Consider the following 21,669-nt stretch of genomic DNA (forward strand, 5'->3'; position numbering starts at 1 on the left):
CAGTTCGGTCAGCCTTCACCCATGAAAGGTCCACGAGAAACGGATTTTGCCTATCAGGCGGTTTATCGATACCTGGCCAGCCTGATCATTGAGTCCGAAGGGGATACGCGCATCCGCCTGCCGTCGCTGCGGCAACTGGCGGATCGCCTCAATGTGTCGATCTCGACCATTCAGTACGCCTATTCGCTGCTGGAGAAAGAAGGGCGCGTCTATTCGGTGGCCAAGTCCGGTTACTACGCGTTGCCCGTGTCTTCATTCAACCCGCTCGATAGCGGCAGCGACCTGCTGGAAGCCGTCTACGTGAATGCCCGACGCCCGGGGATGTTGGTCCTGAGCGCCGATGATCCGGCGTTGTTGCAACCTCTCGACAGTCCTCTGTTGCTGCTGGAACGAGAGTTGCTGCGCCAGTATCCCCGCCAGCCGCAGTCGCCTTCGCAACCCTGCGGCGAGCTCGAATTGCGCACCGCCCTGGCGGCACGCTACACCACGTCCCCCCTGCGTTACTGGCACGCCGATGATGTCTACATCGGCGCCGACCTTCGCGGAGTACTGGAAATCCTGATTGCCGTGCTGGGCTTGAAAGACGCCACGGTGGTGGTTGAGTCGCCGTGCGACTGGGCGATCCTGCGTTTGTTTCAGGCCGCCTGCGTGCGGGTGATCGAGTTGCCGGTGCAAGCCGATGGCGGCCTGGATCCGCAACGGCTGAAAATGCTACTCGATACGGAGCCGGTAAGGCTGGTGATGCTGTCATCGGCCCTGAACATGCCCCGAGGTAGCCTGGCGCCTGACGATAACAGGCACGCGATTGCCGGGCTTTTAGCCGCGCATGACAGTTGGGTGCTGGAAAACGACTGTTATGGCGAGCTCGGATTTGACCCGGGCGGCGTGCGTTTTCGCGACTTGCTGGACCCTGAACGACTGATGGTGTTTTCCGCGTTCGAGAAAACCATCGGGCCAGAAGCGCCTTACGGTTACCTGCTTTCAAGGCATTTGAGTGCTGAGCTGCAACGGCACTTTCTGCTGCGTTCCTTTCGTCTCTCGCCGATACGCCAGAAAGCCATCGCCCGCTTGTACAGCAGTGGTCGCATCGATCAACACCTGCTGGTGCTGCGACGGCTGTTGAGGGAACGCAAAGGTCAAATGACCCAGTTGCTGCAGGAGCGGCTGGGTGATGCCTTGCATTTCGTCGAGCCGCAAGGAGGGGCAACGATTTGGGTGCGCTCGTTGCGTCGAGTCAATGTCCGCCGTGTGTTCCAGCGCCTGTTGGCGCACCAGGTGGTCATCGCGCCGGGCGAGCTGTTCAGCCTGCACGGCCTTCACGGGCAGCATTTGCGCCTGTGCCATACCTTCGGCGGCGATCACAACCTGGCGGCCGCACTGGGATTGCTGGGGGATGCGCTGCGTCTGGAATCAATCGAGTGAGTGAGACAAAAACCAACATCCTTCACTCTATTGGATCGATCCCATCGATTTGCGGTCAAACTGCCAGTAAACTGCGATCCAACTCCTGAACCACTCTATTCCAGAGGTTTTGCATGACACTCAGTCCTTTTGCGGGTAAACCGGCACCGGCAGAATTGTTGGTCGATATCCCGCGACTGGTAACGGCCTATTACACCGGCCAGCCTGATGCCTCGATTTCGACCCAGCGCGTTGCCTTCGGCACGTCCGGGCACCGCGGCAGCTCGTTTGACTTGAGTTTCAACGAATGGCACGTGCTGGCAATCAGCCAGGCAATCTGCCTGTACCGCGAAGCTCAAGGCATCGATGGCCCGCTGTTTGTCGGTATCGACACCCACGCGCTGTCCACGCCGGCCGGCGCCAGTGCCCTCGAAGTGCTGGCCGCCAACGGCGTCACCGTAATGATCGCCGCGGTTGACGAGTACACGCCGACGCCGGCTATTTCCCATGCGATTCTCTGCTACAACCGTGGGCGCACGACGGGCCTGGCGGACGGCATCGTCATTACGCCGTCCCACAACCCGCCGCAAAGCGGTGGCTACAAGTACAACCCAACCAACGGTGGTCCGGCCGATACCCACATCACCAAGTGGATCGAGGCCAAGGCCAACGAACTGCTGGCGAACAAGCTCGCCGGGGTCAAGCGCATCAGCTACGAGCAGGCACTCAAGGCCAGCACGACCCATCGTCACGATTACCTCAATACCTATGTCGCCGACCTGATCAACGTGATCGACTTCGACGCCATCCGTGATGCCAAGTTGCGCCTGGGTGTCGATCCGCTGGGTGGAGCGGGGGTGCGCTACTGGTCGGCGATTGCCGAGCATTACCGTCTGGACCTGGATGTGGTGAACAAAGAGGTCGACCCGACCTTCCGCTTCATGACCGTCGACTGGGATGGCCAGATCCGCATGGACCCTTCGTCCAGCCACGCCATGCAGGGCCTGATCGGCCTGAAAGAACGCTTCGACGTCGCATTTGCCTGCGATCCGGACCACGACCGCCATGGCATCGTCACGCCGTCAGGTGGTTTGCTCGCCCCGAACAACTACCTCGCCGTTGCCATCGACTACCTGTTCCAGAACCGACCGCAATGGCGCGCCGATGCCGCCGTGGGTAAAACCGTGGTCAGCAGCGGCTTGATCGATCGCGTGGCCAAGCGCCTGGGCCGTCGCCTGTACGAAGTGCCGGTTGGCTTCAAATGGTTTGCCGATGGCCTGTTTGATGGCTCCCTGGGTTTTGGCGGTGAAGAAAGCGCCGGAGCCTCGTTCCTGCGCAAGGACGGCGGTGTCTGGAGTACCGACAAGGACGGTTTGATCCCGGCCCTGCTGGCTGCCGAGATGACTGCCCGTACCGGTCGCGACCCGAGCCAGGCCTATCGCGCCTTGACCGACGAGCTGGGTGAACCGTTCTCGGTGCGGGTCGACGCCAAGGCCAATCCGGAGCAGAAAGCGCTGTTGAGCAAGCTGTCACCGCAACAGGTCACCTCGACCCAACTGGCCGGCGAACCGATCCAGAGCATCCTCAGCCACGCACCGGGCAATGACCAGGCCATTGGCGGCCTCAAGGTCATGACCGAAAACGGCTGGTTCGCGGCGCGTCCGTCGGGCACGGAAGACATCTACAAGATCTACGCCGAAAGCTTTGTCAGCGACGACCACCTCAAGCAACTGGTGGCCGAGGCGCAAACGCTGGTCGATGGTGCCATCTCCTTGTAGGAGCGAGCCTGCTCGCGATGGTCGTCAACGATAACGCTGGCAGCCTGATACCCCGCGGGACTCTCGGGTTTTTCGCGAGCAGGCTCGCTCCTACATTGGACCGCATTACCCATGTAGGAGCTGGCTTGCCAGCGAAGGCATTTGAACATGCACCCAAAAAAAGGGGCGACCAACACGGTCGCCCCTTTTTTTCGATTGCGTTCAGCGAATCAAGCCAGGTCCACCAGAACAATCTCGCTGTCCTCAATGGCCGTCACCCGTAGCACTTGCTCATCGGCAACCGCTACGCCATCTCGAGCGTGTGCACGCAACCCATTGACTTCAATGCTCCCGGTGGCCGGCACCAGGTACGCACGGCGACCGTGGTCAAGTTGGTATTCGGCAGTCTCACCCGCCTTCAGGTTGGCCGCGACTAACCGGGCATCGGCGCGGATACGCAGGCTCTGCTCGTCACCTTCCTTGCCACTGGCCAGGGTGACAAACCCTTCGCGGTCGCCTTTCGGAAAGGGCTTGGCGCCCCAGGACGGCGCCAGGCCGGATTCATTCGGGATGATCCAGATCTGGAAAATCCTGGTCGGCGTCGCTTCCAGGTTGTACTCGCTGTGGGCGATCCCGGTACCGGCACTCATGACCTGGACGTCACCGGCTTCGGTGCGGCCCTTGTTGCCCAGGTTGTCCTGGTGGGTAATCGCGCCTTCGCGGACATAGGTGATGATTTCCATGTCGCGGTGCGGGTGTTGCGGGAAACCGGTGCCGGGGGCGATCACGTCGTCATTCCAGACCCGCAGGTTGCCCCAGTTCATGCGCGTGGGATCGTAGTACTCGGCGAACGAAAAATGGTGGTGCGCATCCAACCAGCCGTGGTGAGCACCGCCGAGCGAGTTGAAAGGTCTGAGTTCGAGCATGATCGTCTCCTGAAAGGTTCGTCGTGGGGCAAGGCGCCTGAGCCACAAAGCGACACCGGTGAGTGATGACGGCCATCATCCAACAGGCAACAATCGATAAAAAGCGTAAAAAATGCGCTATTCCCATCGAATGAATAGATATGAAATAGCCTCGGAATTTTCTCATCCAACCTTCAATTCATCGCATAAGCCAATGAGTCATAAGCATTTGACTAGAACTCAAGGGCAAATGCAGACACCATAGCGCTCAACAGCCTCACACCCTGGAGTCAGTCCGCGTGCCGCAACACACCCCCGATCTTCCTCCTGAACTTCGCCCCCTGGCCGAGATGCCGCTGATCAAGCGATTGCTCGCCCGGTTCTTCGGTTACAGCCTGACCCGCCTGCACGCACAGCACCGGGCATCGTGGTTGCACGGCCAGGCTGACGGTTTTCGCAGCGGTCACAGCGCCGGCGTCGATTACGGCTACAAGGAAGGCAAGCTCGAAGGGCTGGAGGAGGGTCGACAGGTCCTGCTGATCCGCGACTCGCGCTCCACTGAGCACCGCCCACCGAATGTCGATGACCTGTTGTTCGACGATTGGCGCCTGCCGTTGAACGCCGAGTTGAAGAAGCGCATGAAGGCTGATGTCGCCCGGTTGTTGCCGGCCCATGCCCAGCCCAGCGCCGCCCAGTGGAAAATGATCTTCAGCGATACGCCGTCCACCTCGGTGATCGCGGGCGCCGGTGCAGGCAAATCGACCACGCTGGTGCTGCGTATCCTGCTGCTGACCCATTACCTGGGCTTCGAACTGGGTTCGATGACCGTGGTGACCTTCACCCGCGAGTCGCGCAAGGACTTCATCAACAAGCTGATCGAACTGTTTGCGCTCTGGGGGCGCGCGATCAGTTTCAAGGAGGCGCGGGACCTGGTGCGCACCTTTCACTCGCGGATCCTGCCGATGGTGCGCAGCCTTCCGGGGTTCGAGCGTTTGCAGGCTTTCGAGAACCTCAGCCTGCGGGCGGTGCAGGGTGACGAGGAGGTCGATAGCAATCCGTTCGACCTGCGCATCAACGACGCTCAACGCCAACAACTCAACGCCTGCTTTCACCGGCTGCACCGTGACGATGAGCGTTTTCGCGAGCTGATCAAGCCGTTGTCGCGGCACGCCTTGCAACTCAAGGAGTTGGAGCGTGATCACCCTGATGTGCAGAAACGCATGGGCGTGACCGAACTGGCGGCCAAACGCGATGAAGAATTGTGCGACACCCTTGAGGATTTGTGGATTCGCGCGGGTGCCTGGCCCATCAAGGGTATCGAACCGAATCGCCAGTCGTTCGATATCAATGGCTCGAAATTCCATTGTCACGGCTACATTCCGTCCCTGGATGCCTGGGTGGTGCTGGGGTTCGATCCTCGGGAAAGCCCGCAGTTGGCCCGGCCAAACGCCAAGCTGTCGGTACGCGCAGAGTGGGCGGTAAAGCGCACCCTGTTTCAAGCATTCTGTCGTAAGCCATTGATATGGCTAGATAGTTACGAATCATCAAAACGTGTTTTGGCTTCGCTTGCCGGCGATGCCAGTGCCGGCCCGGGCTTCGATTACAAGGTCAAGGGCGAGCTCGCATCCGCGCCGTTGCTCGATTGCTTTGTCGCCGCCGCCGGGTTCATTGAAAACCTCGGCCTGGATGTGCCGAGCGCAGTGGGCCAGATGAGTTTCGCCAAGGACGATCCCGACCGGTTCTTCTTCGAGGCCTTGAGCCTTTATTGGCGGGCGCTGGAAGATCATTTGCTCGATCAGAAACCGCCGATCATGACCTACAACCGGATGTTCGCCCTGTTCAGCGAGCATTCGCCGGAGAATCTCAAACTGCTCGGCGATGAACTGCTGCGACCGCTGTCGCACCTGATGATCGACGAATTCCAGGATGTCTCGCCGCAAATCGTTTCCTGGATCAGGGCCAGCCTGGCAGAGATCCGCAGCCGCGGCCCGGCCATGCACGTCGGACGAGGAGCCCAGCGTTCATCGCTGCTTTGCGTGGGGGATGACTGGCAATCTATCTATGGATGGCGCGGCAGTTCGCCGACGTACTTCATGGAGTTCAACAAGGAGTTCCCGTCGCCAAGCACCACCAAGGTCATGCTCAGTGACAACTACCGCAGCCACCAGCACATCATCGATGCCGCTGAGCACATCGTGCGTGCAGCGCCGGCGATTGCCGGGAAGAAAGCCAAGGCCAGCGGCGAACCCAAGGCATTGCTGCCAGTGAATGTGCTGGACCGTGATGACCAGGGCATGGCCCAGCGTCTGATTGAGCACTACCGAAAGGGCGATTCGATCTTGATGCTTTATCGAAAAAGTAGCGATAAGTCATTGATAGAAAATCATATTCAGCCTGTAGTTAATGTTGATTCTAGCTTGCCGTATGAGGCCCGCAGGCTCAAGCAATTGACCTATCACAGCGCCAAGGGCCTCCAGGCCGATGCGGTGTTCCTGCTCGGCGATTGCCAGCACCTGACCAGTTCGCCTTACAAGAATCAGGTTTACCGGATGGCGGGCCTGGGCAAGGCCGGCGACAGCGAGCCCTACGACAACGCCCAGAAGGACGAGATCCTGCGGTTGGCGTACGTCGGGATTACCCGTGCCGTCAGCCATTGCTACTGGTACGTCGATGCGCAAGACACCCAGGCTGCGAACATGCCCAGGGCATCCGACCGGATCGGCAAGGGCAAGGCGTTCTTTGTCGATCACCGTAAAAACCAAACCACCGCCTGAATCGAGACCCTGTAGGAGCCAGCTTGCTGGCGATGGACTCACGTGCGCCGCGTTTATCCAGTTCATGCGCGTTATCGTTAACGACCATCGCTGGCAAGCCAGCTCCTACAGGGGACCGCATCGAAATAATGTGAACGCCAAACTGTAGGAGCCAGCTTGCTGGCGATGGACTCAAGTGCGCCGCGTTTATCCAGTTCATGCGCGTAATCGTTAACGACCATCGCCCGCAAGCGGGCTCCTACAAGGGGCCGCGTCCTGGTCGAAATGATGTGAACACCAAACTGTAGGAGCCGGCTTGCCGGCGATGGACTCGAGTGCGCCGCGTTTATCCAGTTCACACGCGTTAACGTTAACGACCTCCTACAACGGACCGTGCACACGGTGAAAATGAAGTGACATTCAGACCAGTGGAAGCCCACAAAAAAGCCCACGATAGGTGGGCTTTTCTGAGTCGTTCAGTCTTCAGGCGTAACTCCTGAGGGCCTCCGGTGGAATGAAGGCTTCAAGCTCATCCTCTACCGCTTCGATTATTCGTTCTACATCCGCGGCATTCATGACGGTGGCGCAAGGAATCCCGGCAATGGCGATCATGGTCTCGCCAGTGGCACGATCAAAAAGACGGGCAATCATGCTGCCCGGCGCGTCCATGCTCGCCTCGAAACCCATGGGATGAAAATGCCAGCGCATCAGCTGGCAGGCGTTTGGAAACGTGACCTTACTGAACCCTTTATTCATGTGTTGCCCGCCTTCATTATCGAGCGCTTCCCTTAGCTCATGGTAGGAGGGAAGAACCTTCAATGGCTCAACCAGTGACAGTCTTTAAAAGTAGCATCCGGATGTGAAAAGAATGTGGGTTTTTCAGGCCATTTGGCGATTGCCATCATTTTTTTGATTCAGGTCACGTTTCGTTCGCCTTTGCGGCCAAAGGCCGTTGTCCGTTTAGTCGTTGAAGACAAAACGTAAGTTGGGCAAGCTCGGTCTTTTCCCGTCGAGATATTCAATGCACGCCGAAGAGGATGGCCCCCTGCAAACCCAGGCCACGGGCGAGACGGTCATGCGCTATCACTTGCGCTGGAAACACCGGGATCTGGACGGCGTCATGGCGCTCTATCACCCTGAAGTCCAGTACAACGACTTTTTCCAGAACCGGGTCATGGGCCTGGCCCAATTGCGCGAATATGTGCGCAGCAGCATGCCTCGGGATCCGGATGAGGCGCTGGAGCATTCCGACCGCATTCGACTGGACGGCAATACCGCCTTCATCCAGTACCGCATCACCTTGCGCGGCGGTGAAGGACTGGTGTCGTTCCGCGCCAGCGAAGCGATTACCGTCAAGGACGGGCTGATCTGGCGGGTCAACGAATATGCCTCGCTGGTGCATGAGCAGGCCGCAAGCAAAGCCTCCAGCAATCAGCGCCCGGCCGTCAGCCGGCTCGGCCTGTCGCCGCGTCAATTGAGCTTCATGGCCGATGACCTGCAACAGTATTTCCAGCGCCAACAACCGTATCTCGACCCGGAGCTCGATCTGCAACGGGTGGCGAAGGAATGCGGGTACAGTCGCAATCAAATTTCCTATCTGTTGAACCAGGTGTTGGGGCAAAGCTTCTACCGCTACGTCAACCAGGCGCGGCTGCAACATTTGCTGGCAGCGCTGGATGCCGCCACGCCACCGCTGCGTATCGATGAGCTGGCCTTCGCTGCCGGGTTCAATTCGCTGTCGGCGTTCTACAGCTGTTTCCGCCAGCACACCGGCCAGTCGCCCAAGGCCTACGTCAAACAAATTTCTTTGCGTGCACGCGCGCAAGACAGCGCCTGAGCCCACGCACTAGGATCGACGCCATCGAAGTTTGAGTGGCGGAGTCTTGCATGCCAGCGTGGCGCACTATCAGTTTGTGGATGGACCAGCTCGACGAGCCTCTATTGGCGCGTCCGGCGCTGGAGCGGGACCTGGATGTGGACGTGGCGATTATCGGCGCGGGCTATACCGGACTCTGGACCGCGTACTACCTCAAGCAGCAGAAACCTGACCTGAGCATCGCCATTGTCGAAGCGCAAACCGCCGGTTTCGGCGCGTCGGGGCGCAATGGCGGCTGGTTGATGGGCAATTTGCTGGGTGAAGATCGCCTGCTCGCCGATCTGCCGGCCGAAGAGCGCCGCGCTTCCTACAACTTGCTGCACAGCATTCCGGATGAAGTGGAGATTGTCCTCGAACGCGAGGGTATCGACTGCGATTACCGTAAAGGCGGGGTGCTGTATTGCGCTGCGCGCTATCCCGAGCAGGAGGCCAGCCTGCGTCAGTATCTGGACGATCTCCATCGCCAGGGCCTCAACGACAGCCACTATCGCTGGTTGAGCCCGGAACAACTGGCGCAACAGATCAGGGTCGCCAAACCCTATGGCGGTATCTACGCGCCGCACGTGGCGACCATCCACCCGGCCAAGCTGGTACGCGGGCTGGCCCGGGCTGTAGAGCGCCTGGGGGTGAAAATCTACGAAAACAGCCCGGTCACCCATTGGCAGTCAGGCAGCCTGCGCACGGCGAAGGCGTCGGTACGCAGTCGCTGGGTAGTGCCGGCGGTCGAAGGCTACTCCGTCACCTTGCCGCCATTGGGCCGTTACCAGATGCCAGTGCAGAGCCTGATCGTCGCGACCGAGCCCTTGTCGGCGGCCACCTGGGACGAGATCGGTCTGAGCCGCGGCCAGGCGTTCAGCGAGGCCAGCCGCCAGGTGACCTACGGCCAGCGTACCGCTGACAACCGCTTGATCTTTGGCGCCCGCGGCGGCTACCAGTTTGCCGGCAAGCTGCGCCACGACTTCGACCTGACTACGGATGAAAAAGAGCTGCGGCGTTATCTGTTCGGTGAGCTGTTCCCGCAGCTGAAGAACGTGCAGATCACTCATTCCTGGGGCGGCAACCTGGGGATGTCCCGGCACTTCAAGCCGCACATGCTCTGCGACCGCGTCAATGGCATTGCCTTGTCTGGCGGCTATGGCGGGGAGGGTGTCGGCGCCAGCAACCTGGGCGGACGCACGCTCGCCGACCTGATCTTGGGGCGCGACACCGATCTGGTACGCCAGCCGTGGGTCATCCCGCAGCGGGGCCTCGACGCACTCCGGGCCTGGGAGCCGGAGCCGATCCGCTGGCTCGGCTACAACGCAATCATTCGCAGCTTTGTCCATGAGGACCAGACCCTGGCCAATCCGGCTACCGCGCCCTGGCGGCGCAAGCTGGCCAGCGGGGTCGCCGGTTTCATGGAAGGTTTCATGCACTGAACGGCACGCTCTTCATCTACAGGCTACATCGACAGGTATTCCCATGAGCATCACGCAATTCAAGAACACCGCAACCCTGAAACTGGACGAATCCAATCCGGTCGCCGTGCCGTTGGGCACGCCCGTGGCCGTGGCTTCGACCACCAGCGTGGAACGCGACGACGGCGTCGAGACCGGCGTCTGGGAATGCACCCCGGGGCGCTGGCGGCGGCAGATCGTCGCCCAGGAATTCTGTCACTTCATCCAGGGCCGTTGCACCTTCACGCCCGACGGCGGCGAACCGCTGCACATCGAAGCTGGCGACGCGCTGATGTTGCCGGCCAACAGCCTCGGTATCTGGGACATCCAGGAAACCGTGCGCAAGACCTACGTTTTGATTTTTTGAATGCTTTTGACATTTGAAAGCTGATCTTTTGATTGCCTGCCAATAACAACAACCTCTACAGGAATCGACTCATGATCCGAAAGACCCTGACGCTGGCTCCGCTGATGCTGGTTGCATCCATCAGCCAGGCCGCCGAAACCGTCAAAATCTACAACTGGTCTGACTACATAGCGCCAGACACCACGAAAAACTTCCAGAAAGAAACCGGCATCGGCTTCACCTATGACGTCTATGACAGCAACGAGACCCTCGATGGCAAGCTGATGACCGGCAAATCCGGGTACGACGTGGTGTTCCCGTCCAACCACTTCATGGCCCGACAGATTGAAGGCGGCGCACTGAAGAAACTCGACAAGAGTCAGCTGCCGAACTGGAAGAACCTCAACCCGGTGTTGCTCAAGGCCTTGCAGACCAACGATCCGGGCAACGAGCACGGCTTCCCGTACCTGTGGGGCAGTACCGGCATCGGCTACAACATTGCCAAGGTCAAGGCCGTGCTGGGGGACAACGCCCCGGTGGATTCCTGGGATCTGATCTTCAAACCCGAGAACATGCAGAAGCTGCAGAAGTGCGGCGTGGCCATCCTCGACAACGGTCCCGAATTGCTGCCAGCGGCGTTGAACTACCTCGGTTTGCCCCATCACAGCAAGAACCCGGAAGACTACAAGAAGGCCGAAGCCCTGCTGCTGAAAGTGCGGCCGTATGTCAGCTATTTCCACTCGTCCAAGTACACCAGTGACCTGGCCAATGGCGATATCTGCGTGGCGGTCGGTTTCTCTGGCGACATCCTGCAGGCGGAAAACCGCGCCAAGGAAGCCAACAATGGCATCGACATCGGTTATGCGATTCCCAAGGAAGGCGCCGCTATCTGGTTCGACATGGTCGCCATGCCGGCCGACGCGCCGGATGAAAAGGCCGGCTACGCCTTCATGGACTACCTGCTGCGCCCGGACGTTATGGCCGGCGTCAGTAACTACGTGCATTACGCCAATGGCAACGAGAAGGCCGACAGCCTGATCGACCCTGTGATAAAGAACGACACCAAGGTTTACCCAAGCCCTGAAATGATGGGCAAGCTGTTTGCGCTAGAGGCGATGCCATTGAACATCGATCGGGTACGTACCCGGGTCTGGAACAAGATTCGCACCGGCAGCTAAAGCACAGAACGGCCATCGGGACAGGACGTCCCGATGTCATCATCCTCAGCCGACCGGCTCGGCTGCGCAAGTCATCTGGCCTGAGCCGGGTATCTGCAAAAACACGTCATTGCCGATTTGCCAGAAGCTGTAGTTGCCTTTGTAATCCTTGCCCGTGTACTGGGTTCCGGAACTGCTCGGCACCTGGTTCAGGGTGACAGAGGTGTTCGCCCATTTCAGGAACACGACGCCCGGTTCGACGGTATAGAACGTGGCGGCAATCAGCGGGCTGAAGCCGGCGCAATGGTAGGCAAGGGGGCCTTCGGTGCGCCTGCTTGGGTCCTTGGTCCTGGCAATGGCCGAGCCCTGGCGCAGTTGATGTGCACGCTCGGCATAACTGCGAATGACGCAGGTCTTGGCTTGCGGGTCGCTGCCACACTGATTGCGCGCTTCGATCCAGAACCGCTGGTCAACCTCGACCTTGTCCGGGCGTGGCACCGAATGGTCATCCGTGAGCGCCAGCAGATAAAGGCGATTGAGTTCCAGGTCCATCTGCGCCAGTTGAGGGTCATGGCAGATGAGCTTTTCGACGGACGCCTGGCTGCCGGTGCAGTCGAAGCTGGTTTTGTAGGTGGGTGACGGCTTCGTGGCGGCCGAACAAAGACTGGCTGTCACGCACGCGCTGGCAGTGAGGATCGAGACCAAAAGTGGCGTGACCATGTTCATTTCGGCTTCACCTGAATCATGACGTGATGCCCCTGTTGCAGCGGACTCCATCATAGCGCTGCGTAGTCATTCGGTCGCCCCGGGTCTACGCAGTGTAAGGCAGTGTTGAAAACCTGCCACCGAGGGGGGATGGTGATGCATCGAGTCGCATCAAAGGGGGTTCTCAGTCATCTTCCGTGCGAATCGTCGCCACTTCGTCGGCCCTGACTCTCACTGTCGCACCGGAAATGTCCTCAAACTCGAAGAACCCGTCTTTGGTTTTGGTTTTCGGCATGTCTTTGGTCAGGTATTGAGTGCCGTTCTGCAGGGTTACCACCGTGGGTGTCGAGCAACCTGCCAGCGTCAGCAGGGCCGCTATCGCCAAGGGCAGGCCCACAATCTTGATGTCCATTATCACCTCCACACGTTCTGAAGCAGCGCCTTCGGCTCAAGGCCGGCACTGCACGTCTATGGCGGTTGGTGCCGCCGGGGGGCAGAAAGTTCTACTGCCCGGGAAAAATTCCGTACAGCGCCGCCTTTTATCCTTTTCCCATTGCACCGGGGAGGGCGGAACTGGTATCTGTACGCATAACCAGTACTCGCTCGCCATGGCCCATTTCTGTGACTGCAAATCCTCTCGACGATCCGTTCTATTACCTGAACAACTTTATGCAAGTGCTTGATTGGCTTAAACAACGCCTTGCCGATGTGCTGAGCGTCGAAGAGCAGGGCTTCATTCAAGAGTTTAAGCTGTTGCCCCGTGAATCGCAGGCACTGCTGGTCAGAATGGTGATGCGCAAAGGCGTTCACTTCAGGGCGAGCAAACTGCATTACGACGAAATCGGCGATATCGTCAGCGCCGCCGGCCCGCTGCTGAAGCTCGGTTGGGTCGATGAGCGAATGCCGCTGGCAGTCGAGGCGCTGTTCGAACTGCTGCTCAAGGGCGAAATCCTCCAGACCTTTGGCCCTGTCATCGATCAACCCAAGGGCAAGAAAGTCGATTGGTTGCCAACGCTGTGCGAGCAATTTCCTCAGGCGCAAAGCTTCAACGACTGGTGTCCGCGGCTGGATGAGCGCCTGCTCAGCCTGACCATCATGGAGTTGTGCGATCGCCTGCGCCTGATGTTCTTCGGCAACCTGTACCAGGACTGGTCAGAGTTCGTGTTGGCCGACCTCGGCATTTATACCTACGAAAAAGTCGAGTTCTGCGCCGAGTCCCGGGGTTTGCGCAGCCGCGAGGACGTGGATGCCTGTGTCCTGCTGCATGCCTACCAGCAACAATTCGAGGCCGGTGAAGCAGTGGAGGAAGTGGCCGAGCGGATCAAGGAACTGGCGCTGGATAATCCGTGGTTGCAGCGCCGGCGCGGCAAGTTGCTGTTCCAGATGGGCCAGTATTGCGAACGCATCGCCGATTTCGCCATGGCCCTGAACCTCTACCGCGAATGTGACTACCCGGGCGCGCGTTCGCGGCAGATTCGCGTGCTGGAACGCAGTGGCGAGTTTGAATTGGCGATGGAGCTGGCCGCACTCGCCGAACAGGCTCCGGAAAGTGCCGCCGAATACCAGCAGTTGCTTCGTGTGCTGCCACGCCTGCGGCGCAAGCTCGGCGGGCCGCCCATCAAGCGGGCTGCACCTCGGCAAATGCAGCGTCTGGACCTGCAATTGCCCAGAACGGATCTGGCGTTATCAGTGGAGTTCTACGTCCAGGCACATTTGGCGCAAGAGTCGGCGCCGGTGCACTACGTCGAAAACAGCCTGATCAATTCACTGTTCGGCCTATTGTGCTGGCCGGCGATTTTCGCGCCGTTGCCAGGTGCCTTTTTTCACCCGTTCCAGCGCGGGCCGGTGGATTTGCTCAGCGAAGACTTCCATGTCCGCCGGGCCGAACTGTTTCAGGCCTGCCTGGCCGAACTCGAAGACGGGCGCTACCGGCAGACCATCCGCGAGCGTTATGCCGCCAAGTGGGGTGTGCAGTCGCCGTTCGTGTTCTGGAGCGTGCTCAGCGAAGAGCTGTTGGAGCAAGCCCTCGATTGCCTGCCGGCCGAGCACCTCAGGCACTGGTTCAACCGTCTCTTGCTGGACATCAAGGCCAATCGCGCCGGGATGCCGGACCTGATCCAGTTCTGGCCGCAGCAAAAGACCTACCGCATGATCGAGGTCAAGGGCCCGGGCGATCGCCTGCAGGACAACCAGTTGCGCTGGCTCGAATTCTGTCATGAGCACCAGATGCCGATTGCCGTGTGCTACGTGCAATGGGCGGAGCAGTACGCTTGAGCTACAGCATTGCGGTGCGGGCGCTGTGTGAGTTCACCGCCAAGGCCGGTGACCTCGATCTGCGCTTTACACCGTCACCGACCGCGCTGGAGGGTATCGTCGGGCACCGCACGGTGGCGTCGCGGCGCAGCGAGGGCTACCAAAGCGAAGTCGCCCTTGAAGGCCAGTATCAAACCCTGACGGTCAAGGGCAGGGCGGATGGCTATGACCCCGGGCAAAACTGCCTCGAAGAGGTCAAGACCTACCGCGGTGACTTGAGCAAGCAACCGGCCAACCACCGTCAGTTGCACTGGGCCCAGGCAAAAATCTACGGCTGGTTGATGTGCCGCAAGCTGGATCTTGCGCAAATCAATCTGGCGCTGGTGTATTTCGACATCCTCAGCGAAAAGGAAACCTGTCTGGTCGAGTCTTTCGAGGCCGCGCAACTGCAACGGTTCTTCGAACAGCATTGCGCGCGTTTCCTGCAATGGGCCGAACAGGAAGTTGTCCATCGTGACGGGCGCAATCTCGCGGCGCAGCACCTGGCCTTTCCCCACGCCGACTTTCGACCGGGGCAGCGGCATCTGGCCGAGTCAGTGTTCAAGGCCGTCAGCACGGGGCGCTGCCTGATGGCCCAGGCCCCCACGGGCATCGGTAAAACCCTGGGCACCTTGTTCCCCATGCTCAAGGCACTGGCGCCCCAGCAACTGGACAAAGTGTTCTTCCTCACGGCGAAAACCCCGGGACGCAAACTCGCCCTGGACGCCGCGCAAGTGATGCTCGCCAGCACCGGTGCGCCGCCGCTGCGAGTACTGGAGATGATCGCCCGGGACAAAGCCTGCGAACATCCGGACAACGCCTGCCACGGCGAGTCCTGCCCACTGGCCCGGGGTTTCTACGATCGCCTGCCCGCCGCTCGACAGGCGGCCAGCCAACTGAGCCTGTTGAACCAGAGCGCCCTGCGCGAGGTCGCCCTGGCCCACGATATCTGCCCGTATTACCTGAGCCAGGAAATGGCACGCTGGGCCGACGTGGTGGTTGCCGACTACAACTATTACTTCGATTTCAGCGCGCTGCTGTTCGGTCTGGCCCAGGCCAACAACTGGAAAGTCGCCGTGCTGGTCGATGAAGCCCATAACCTGGTGGAACGTGGCCGGCAGATGTACAGCGCCAGCCTCGACCAGGCGACCTTCAACGGCGTGCGCAAAACCGCACCCGAGGCGCTGAAAAAGCCGATGCAGCGGGTCAACCGCGAGTGGAATGCCCTGCATAACGCGCAAACCGGCGCCTATCAGGCCTATGACAAGGCGCCGGAAAAGTTGCTCCAGGCCCTGTCATCGTGCAGCGCCAGCATCGGTGACTACCAGAACGATCACCCGCAAGGCCTGGATAGCGCACTGCAGGGTTTCTACTTCGACATGCTGCATTTTTGCCGGGTGGCCGAACTGTTCGATGAGCAGTTCCTGTTCGACATCAGCAAGCGCGACCTTGAGCGCAAGCGCAACCTCTCGCAGTTGTGCCTGCGCAATGTGGTTCCCGCCGGGTTCATCCGCCCGCGCCTGACCGCCGCACGCAGCACAGTGCTGTTTTCCGCAACACTCAGCCCCCGGCACTATTACGCCGATTTACTGGGGACACCGGCGGACACGGTGTGCATCGACGTCGAGTCGCCGTTTCATGCCGAACAACTGCAAGTGCACATCGTCAACCAGATCTCCACCCGGTTCGTGCATCGCCAGTCCTCCCTCGAGCCGATCGTGGACTTGATCGCCAGACAATTCTGCGCACGCCCCGGTAATTACCTGGCGTTTTTCAGCAGCTTCGATTACTTGCAGCAGGTGGCGCAGTTACTCGCCGAAAAGCATCCACATATCAGTCTGTGGTCGCAGTCCCGAGGCATGGACGAAGCGCAGCGTCAGCAGTTTCTCGATCAGTTCCACGCCGACGGCCAGGGTGTCGGCTTTGCGGTGCTGGGCGGGGCCTTTGGTGAAGGCATCGATTTGCCCGGTGCCAGGTTGATCGGCGCATTTATCGCCACCCTGGGGCTGGCCCAGCTCAATCCGGTGAACGAGCAACTGAAACGGCGCATGGCCGCCATTTTTGGCGCCGGTTACGACTACACCTATCTGTTTCCCGGCATACAGAAAGTGGTGCAGGCCGCTGGACGGGTGATCCGCACCCAGCAGGATCAAGGGGTGGTGATGTTGATCGACGACCGTTTTGGCGAGAGCAAGGTCAAGCAATTGTTGCCGCGCTGGTGGGCTTTCCAAATTCCCGCTTTGACGCATACTCCAGAGAAACTATGAGACGGTGGGATCAATGAGCGAAGATCGAAACAAGATCAGTGCCATCGAGGACGGCCGGTTCCGCCTGTTGATCGATGCGGTGGTTGACTACGCGATCTACATGATTGATCCAGACGGCGTCATTACCAGCTGGAATGCTGGCGCCAGGCGTTTCAAGGGCTATGAGGAGGCTGAAATCCTCGGCGAGCATTTCTCGCGTTTCTACACCGATGACGATCGCCGTGCCGGATTGCCCCAGCGGGCACTGGACACGGCGATCCGTGAAGGACGTTTCGAGGGCGAAGGCTGGCGGGTGCGCAAGGACGGCACGCGTTTCTGGTCACACGTGGTGATCGATCCGATTCTCGATCCGGCGGGCACCTTGCTGGGCTTCGCCAAGATCACCCGGGATCTCACCGATCGCAAAATGGCTGAGGAGGTCCTCAAGCAAAGCGAACAACAGTTCCGCCTGCTGGTGCAGAGCGTTACGGACTATGCGATCTACATGCTTTCCCCGGACGGACGCGTAAGCAACTGGAACCCTGGTGCCCAGCGCATCAAGGGTTATTTGCCGGAAGAGGTCATCGGCCAGCATTTTTCGATGTTCTATACCCCGGAGGCTCGCGATGCCGGCGAGCCGCAGCGGACACTTGATATCGCCGTCCGTGAAGGCCGCTTTGAGAACAAGGGCTGGAGGATGCGCAAGGACGGCACGCGATTCCTCGCCCATGTCATTGTCGATCCGATCTGGGGTGATACCGGCACATTGCTCGGTTTTGCCAAGATTACCCGGGATATCACTGAAGCCACGCAAGCGCAGCAGGTACTGGAACAAACCCGCGAGGCCTTGTTCCAGGCGCAGAAAATGCAGGCCATCGGCCAGCTCAGCGGCGGGATTGCCCACGACTTCAACAACCTGCTGACGGTCATCCTCGGCAATCTGGAAATCGTGCGCAAACGAGTGAAAGACGATCCAAAAATGACCCGCCTGATCGACAACGCCACCCAAGGTGCCTTGCGCGGTGTTTCCCTGACCCAGCGCATGCTGGCGTTTGCCCGACGCCAGGAACTCAAGTCGGAGCCGGTGCGGATACCGGCGTTGGTGGAAGGCATTTCCGGGCTATTGCGCAGTTCCCTCGGGCCTTCGGTGAAAATGGAAACGCGCTTTCCCGAGGATCTCGAACCGGTGATGGCTGACCTCAACCAGCTTGAGCTGGCAGTGTTGAACCTGGCGACCAATGCCCGTGATGCCATGCCCAACGGCGGGACCATCGTCTTCAGCGCCAGAACCGATGATGTGACCGACAGCGCCACTTCATCCCTTGCGCCGGGGCGTTACGTTTGCCTGAGTGTGACCGATACCGGCGAGGGCATGGATGAAACCACGCTGGCCTCGGCGATGGACCCATTCTTCACCACCAAGGGCGTCGGTAAGGGCACCGGCCTGGGGTTGTCGATGGTCCACGGTTTTATCGAACAATTGGGTGGGCGCTTCATCCTCAAAAGCAACAAGAACCGGGGTACGACCGCCGAGTTGTGGCTGCCGGTCGCCACCCGGAATTCAGCAGCCCAACCTGTCGTCGAAACACAGGCCGTGAGCGTGCCTCGCCTGTGCGTACTGGTGGTCGACGATGACAACCTGGTGCTGACCAGCACCAGCCTGCTGCTCGAAGACCTCGGGCATAGGGTGATAAGTGCGGCATCCGGTGCCATGGCGCTGGAGCTGTTTGTCAGTGAGCCGGATATCGATCTGGTCATAACGGACATGGCCATGCCGCAAATGAGCGGCGCACAACTGGCCCATGCAGTCCGGATTATCCGGCCGAATGTGCCGATCATCCTCGCCACCGGTTATGCCGAACGCCTGGAAGGCTTTGCTGCCCACTTGCCCCGCTTGCCGAAGCCGTTTACCCAACTCAACCTGGTAGAGCTCATTGCCCAGGCGATGACATGACACGGCGATTGTGCTGTTCATAACGGGCCAGCATCGGCTGGGTGCTGATGCCGTGTACCAGAATGCTCAGCGCCACCACCGAGAGCGTAAGGTCAGCGCATAAGGTTGCCACTGAAGGCAGCAGATCGTGGTTCAAGGCGTAGAAAAGGTAGTAGAAGCTGCCGATGCCGCGAATGCCGAACCAGCCGATCAACCAGCGTTGGGGGCCGTTGAGCAGCGACCCCCACGGCATCAGCCAGACCGCCAACGGGCGAATCACGGTGAACAACACCAATGCGACCATCAGCGCCCGCCAGTCCCAGTGTGCAACCAACACCACGCCGAGCAAGGTGACCAGAAACACTTCCATGGCCCGTTCCACCAGGCTACCGAACGACAACATGTCGCCCATCATGATCCCCGCTGCGACCTGGGAGTCTTCAAGGTTTGTCACATCGCCATGCACCGCTGCTTCGGGTTCCACATGCTGATGCCCAACCACCGGCTGAACCAGATGTTCGGCCGGTGTATGGGCATTGCCCGTTGTCCTGACTTCGGCCTGGCGTAACCCGAGGCCGGCGGCAAAAACCGAGAGAAAGCCATAGCCATGGATCGCCTCGGCCACGACGTAAGCCAGGGCGATCAGGGCGAGGGCCAGGTAATCATTAGGGGAGAACGTGCTGTCGGCATTCTTGATGCGCATGAACAAGGTCAGGCGACCAATGCCGCGTCCCATCCAGTAACCGGTCAGCAGTCCGGCGGGCACGGCCCATAACAGGCGCTGGAAGACCCAGTCGTCCAGACCGCTGGCAACGTTGCCGTTTTGCAGCAAAAACAAAAGCCCCAGAAGTACGAACGGGAACGCGATTCCGTCGTTCAGCCCGGCCTCTCCCGAGAGTCCGAACCGCACCGGATCATCGTCCTTGGCGTCATTGACCTGAACCAGGGAGGCCAGGACCGGATCAGTCGGTGCCAGTATCGCTCCAATCAGCAGCGAAGGTCCCCACGCCAGTGCGAAAGCGAAATGCAACAGCAGGCAGACACCGACAATGGTCAGCACCATCACCGGTCCCGCGAGAGCGAACGCCACTCGCCATTGGCGATCACGAAGAGGTGGTCGCAGCTTGAGCCCGCAGACAAACAATGAAAAAAGCACCGCGACTTCCGTCAGGTGCTCGATCCAGAATGCCGCCTCCTTGATATCCAGCCTGAGCAAGCCCAGGCCCGCCGGTCCGATGGCGACGCCCAATACCAGGCACACCGCCGAAGTGGTGACCGGCATCCAGCGCAGGTACGACGAGGTCAGTGCCAAGGTCAGCAACACCGCGCCCAACACCGCCACCCAGGCAACGAAACTCATGGCTCAGACCTCGAAACAGCCGTCAGTGCAGGGCTATAGGCTGTTGAGCATCGAAGGGCTGCATCGGTTCAATTCTTACCTGTGGAAGCGACGGTGCGACGATTCGACCTGCTCGCGAAAGCGCAGTGTCAGGCAACTGCATTGCCGATTGACAGGACGCCATCGCGGGCAAGCCCGCTCCTGCAGGGTTCCTCGTGGTTGTGAGCGGAGTGTCAGGCCTTGAGATGGCGCAAACTGCGTTCCATCCGCGCAATGCCTTCTTCCAGCAGCGACCGTGGGCAGCCGAAGTTCAGGCGCACGAACTGCTTGCAGTCATCGCCGAAGTCCAGACCGGCGCTCAAACCGACTTTGGCCTGTTCGAGGAAGAACTGCTGCGGGTTGTCCAGGCCCAGGGCGGTGCAGTCAAGCCAGGCGAGGTAGGTGCTTTGCGGCAGGTTCATGGTGACGCCCGGCAGGCGGGTGCGCACGGCCTCGGCCAGGAAGTCACGGTTGCCTTGCAGGTAGGTCTTCAGCTCGGCCAGCCATGGTGCGGCTTCGCTGTAGGCGACGCGAGTGGCCTCCATGCCCAGCGGATTGACGCTGTCGACCATGCCGCAACGGGCGTGGTTGACCTTCTCGCGCAGATGGCGGTCCTGGATGATCATGAACGAGGTTTTCAGGCCGGCGATGTTGTAGGCCTTGCTCGCTGACATCAGTGTGATGGTGCGCTGGGCCACTTGCGGGCTCAACGTGGCCATCGGAATGTGCGTGCGGCCGTCGAAGCACAACTCGGCGTGGATCTCGTCGGAAATGATCCAGGCATCATGCTCAAGGCAAATGTCCGCAATGGCTTGCAGTTCCGCGCGAGGGAAGGCCTTGCCCAGCGGGTTATGCGGGTTGCTCAGCAGCAAGGCGCCGCCGCCTTGCAGCGACTGGCTCAGGGTATCCAGCGGCGTGGTGTAGGTGCCATCGGCTTGCGCATCGAAATTCAGCTCGACTTTGTTCAGGCCCCAATGCCCGGGTGCGTGACGCAGCGGTGGGTAATTGGGCACCTGCACAACGACGTTTTGTGGCGCCTGCACCAGGGCCTTCAACGCCATGTTGAAGCCCGACTCGACGCCCGGCAGGAAGATCAGCTCTTGAGGCTCGACGCGCCAGGCGTACTTGTTCCAGAGGTCGGCGACGATCGCCTCGCGCAGGTCATCCTGGGCCACGCTGTAGCCGACCATCGGGTGTTCCAGTCGTTTTTGCAGGGCCTGGATGATCACCGGCGGCGCGGCGAAATCCATGTCGGCGACCCACATCGGCAACACATCGGCCGGGTAGCGGCTCCACTTGGTACTGCCGGTGTTGTGACGGTCGAACACCTGATCAAAATCGAAAGTCATGCGGGATCTCGTGAAGGCGGGGTTGAACATTGGCCAATGATAAGCGCCAACCCCCTGTAGGAGCGAGCCTGCTCGCGAAGGTGCGTCAGATAAGGTGATGTCAACTGACCCACCATCGTGAGCAGGCTCGCTCCT

Annotated in this window: 16 protein-coding genes; 10 read left to right on the forward strand and 6 right to left on the reverse strand. The window is 60.0% G+C overall.

Going from position 1 to position 21,669, the window contains the following annotated elements; translation table 11 throughout:
* Positions 1-21 precede the first annotated feature (21 nt).
* Together B0D71_RS02430 and pgm are read left to right on the forward strand one after the other, a co-directional pair.
* Positions 22-1,422: an aminotransferase-like domain-containing protein gene (locus B0D71_RS02430; RefSeq protein ID WP_103393315.1), complete on the forward strand. Its 1,401-nt coding sequence runs from the start codon at positions 22-24 to the stop codon at positions 1,420-1,422.
* A 113-nt stretch (positions 1,423-1,535) separates the two neighbouring features.
* Positions 1,536-3,179 (forward strand): phosphoglucomutase (alpha-D-glucose-1,6-bisphosphate-dependent), encoded by a 1,644-nt coding sequence (pgm, locus tag B0D71_RS02435; RefSeq protein WP_103393316.1) that lies wholly within the window; start codon positions 1,536-1,538, stop codon positions 3,177-3,179.
* A 209-nt stretch (positions 3,180-3,388) separates the two neighbouring features.
* On the opposite strand, the gene B0D71_RS02445 is transcribed toward pgm, so the two are convergent.
* Positions 3,389-4,084, reverse strand: coding sequence for a pirin family protein (locus B0D71_RS02445; RefSeq protein ID WP_103393318.1), 696 nt, complete (start codon positions 4,082-4,084; stop codon positions 3,389-3,391).
* Between the two features lie 278 nt (positions 4,085-4,362).
* Between B0D71_RS02445 and B0D71_RS02450 the strand changes: the two genes are divergently transcribed.
* The gene (locus B0D71_RS02450; RefSeq protein ID WP_103393319.1) at positions 4,363-6,837 is read left to right on the forward strand and encodes a UvrD-helicase domain-containing protein; all 2,475 of its coding nucleotides are present in this window, start codon (positions 4,363-4,365) and stop codon (positions 6,835-6,837) included.
* 462 nt (positions 6,838-7,299) lie between these two features.
* Here the strand turns inward: B0D71_RS02450 and B0D71_RS02455 are convergent, their stop codons facing one another.
* Entirely contained in the window at positions 7,300-7,572 is a 273-nt protein-coding gene (locus tag B0D71_RS02455; protein WP_103393320.1) for a DUF1652 domain-containing protein, read from the reverse strand.
* A 265-nt stretch (positions 7,573-7,837) separates the two neighbouring features.
* Here B0D71_RS02455 and B0D71_RS02460 point away from each other — a divergent pair, with 265 nt between their 5' ends.
* From B0D71_RS02460 to B0D71_RS02475, 4 genes are all read left to right on the forward strand, one after another.
* Positions 7,838-8,653, forward strand: a complete 816-nt coding sequence (locus B0D71_RS02460) for a helix-turn-helix transcriptional regulator (protein ID WP_103393321.1) — start codon at positions 7,838-7,840, stop codon at positions 8,651-8,653.
* Positions 8,654-8,703: 50 nt separating this feature from the next.
* The gene (locus B0D71_RS02465; protein ID WP_103393322.1) at positions 8,704-10,110 is read left to right on the forward strand and encodes an NAD(P)/FAD-dependent oxidoreductase; all 1,407 of its coding nucleotides are present in this window, start codon (positions 8,704-8,706) and stop codon (positions 10,108-10,110) included.
* A 43-nt stretch (positions 10,111-10,153) separates the two neighbouring features.
* Positions 10,154-10,495, forward strand: a complete 342-nt coding sequence (locus tag B0D71_RS02470) for a cupin domain-containing protein (RefSeq protein WP_008050088.1) — start codon at positions 10,154-10,156, stop codon at positions 10,493-10,495.
* A gap of 71 nt (positions 10,496-10,566) precedes the next feature.
* Entirely contained in the window at positions 10,567-11,652 is a 1,086-nt protein-coding gene (locus B0D71_RS02475; RefSeq protein WP_103393323.1) for a polyamine ABC transporter substrate-binding protein, read from the forward strand.
* Positions 11,653-11,697: 45 nt separating this feature from the next.
* Here the strand turns inward: B0D71_RS02475 and B0D71_RS02480 are convergent, their stop codons facing one another.
* Positions 11,698-12,357, reverse strand: coding sequence for an MliC family protein (locus B0D71_RS02480; protein WP_103393324.1), 660 nt, complete (start codon positions 12,355-12,357; stop codon positions 11,698-11,700).
* 163 nt (positions 12,358-12,520) lie between these two features.
* On the reverse strand, positions 12,521-12,748 hold the full coding sequence (locus B0D71_RS02485) for a YgdI/YgdR family lipoprotein (RefSeq protein WP_103393325.1): 228 nt from the start codon (positions 12,746-12,748) through the stop codon (positions 12,521-12,523).
* Between the two features lie 209 nt (positions 12,749-12,957).
* Between B0D71_RS02485 and B0D71_RS02490 the strand changes: the two genes are divergently transcribed.
* Genes B0D71_RS02490 through B0D71_RS02500 form a run of 3 tightly spaced genes read left to right on the forward strand, consistent with a single transcriptional unit; the run spans position 12,958 to position 18,828 of the window.
* Entirely contained in the window at positions 12,958-14,610 is a 1,653-nt protein-coding gene (locus B0D71_RS02490) for a VRR-NUC domain-containing protein (RefSeq protein WP_103393326.1), read from the forward strand.
* Positions 14,607-16,895, forward strand: a complete 2,289-nt coding sequence (locus B0D71_RS02495; RefSeq protein WP_103393998.1) for an ATP-dependent DNA helicase — start codon at positions 14,607-14,609, stop codon at positions 16,893-16,895. The genes B0D71_RS02490 and B0D71_RS02495 overlap by 4 nt, the downstream gene beginning before the upstream one ends.
* A gap of 13 nt (positions 16,896-16,908) precedes the next feature.
* Positions 16,909-18,828, forward strand: a complete 1,920-nt coding sequence (locus B0D71_RS02500) for a hybrid sensor histidine kinase/response regulator (RefSeq protein WP_103393327.1) — start codon at positions 16,909-16,911, stop codon at positions 18,826-18,828.
* On the opposite strand, the gene B0D71_RS02505 is transcribed toward B0D71_RS02500, so the two are convergent.
* A complete protein-coding gene (locus tag B0D71_RS02505; RefSeq protein ID WP_103393328.1) occupies positions 18,806-20,167 on the reverse strand; it encodes a cation:proton antiporter in 1,362 nt (453 codons plus the stop codon). The genes B0D71_RS02500 and B0D71_RS02505 overlap by 23 nt on opposite strands.
* 212 nt (positions 20,168-20,379) lie before the next feature.
* Positions 20,380-21,534: a MalY/PatB family protein gene (locus B0D71_RS02510; RefSeq protein ID WP_103393329.1), complete on the reverse strand. Its 1,155-nt coding sequence runs from the start codon at positions 21,532-21,534 to the stop codon at positions 20,380-20,382.
* Positions 21,535-21,669: the final 135 nt, after the last annotated feature.

Source organism: Pseudomonas laurylsulfativorans (genome assembly GCF_002906155.1).
Taxonomy (GTDB): domain Bacteria; phylum Pseudomonadota; class Gammaproteobacteria; order Pseudomonadales; family Pseudomonadaceae; genus Aquipseudomonas; species Aquipseudomonas laurylsulfativorans.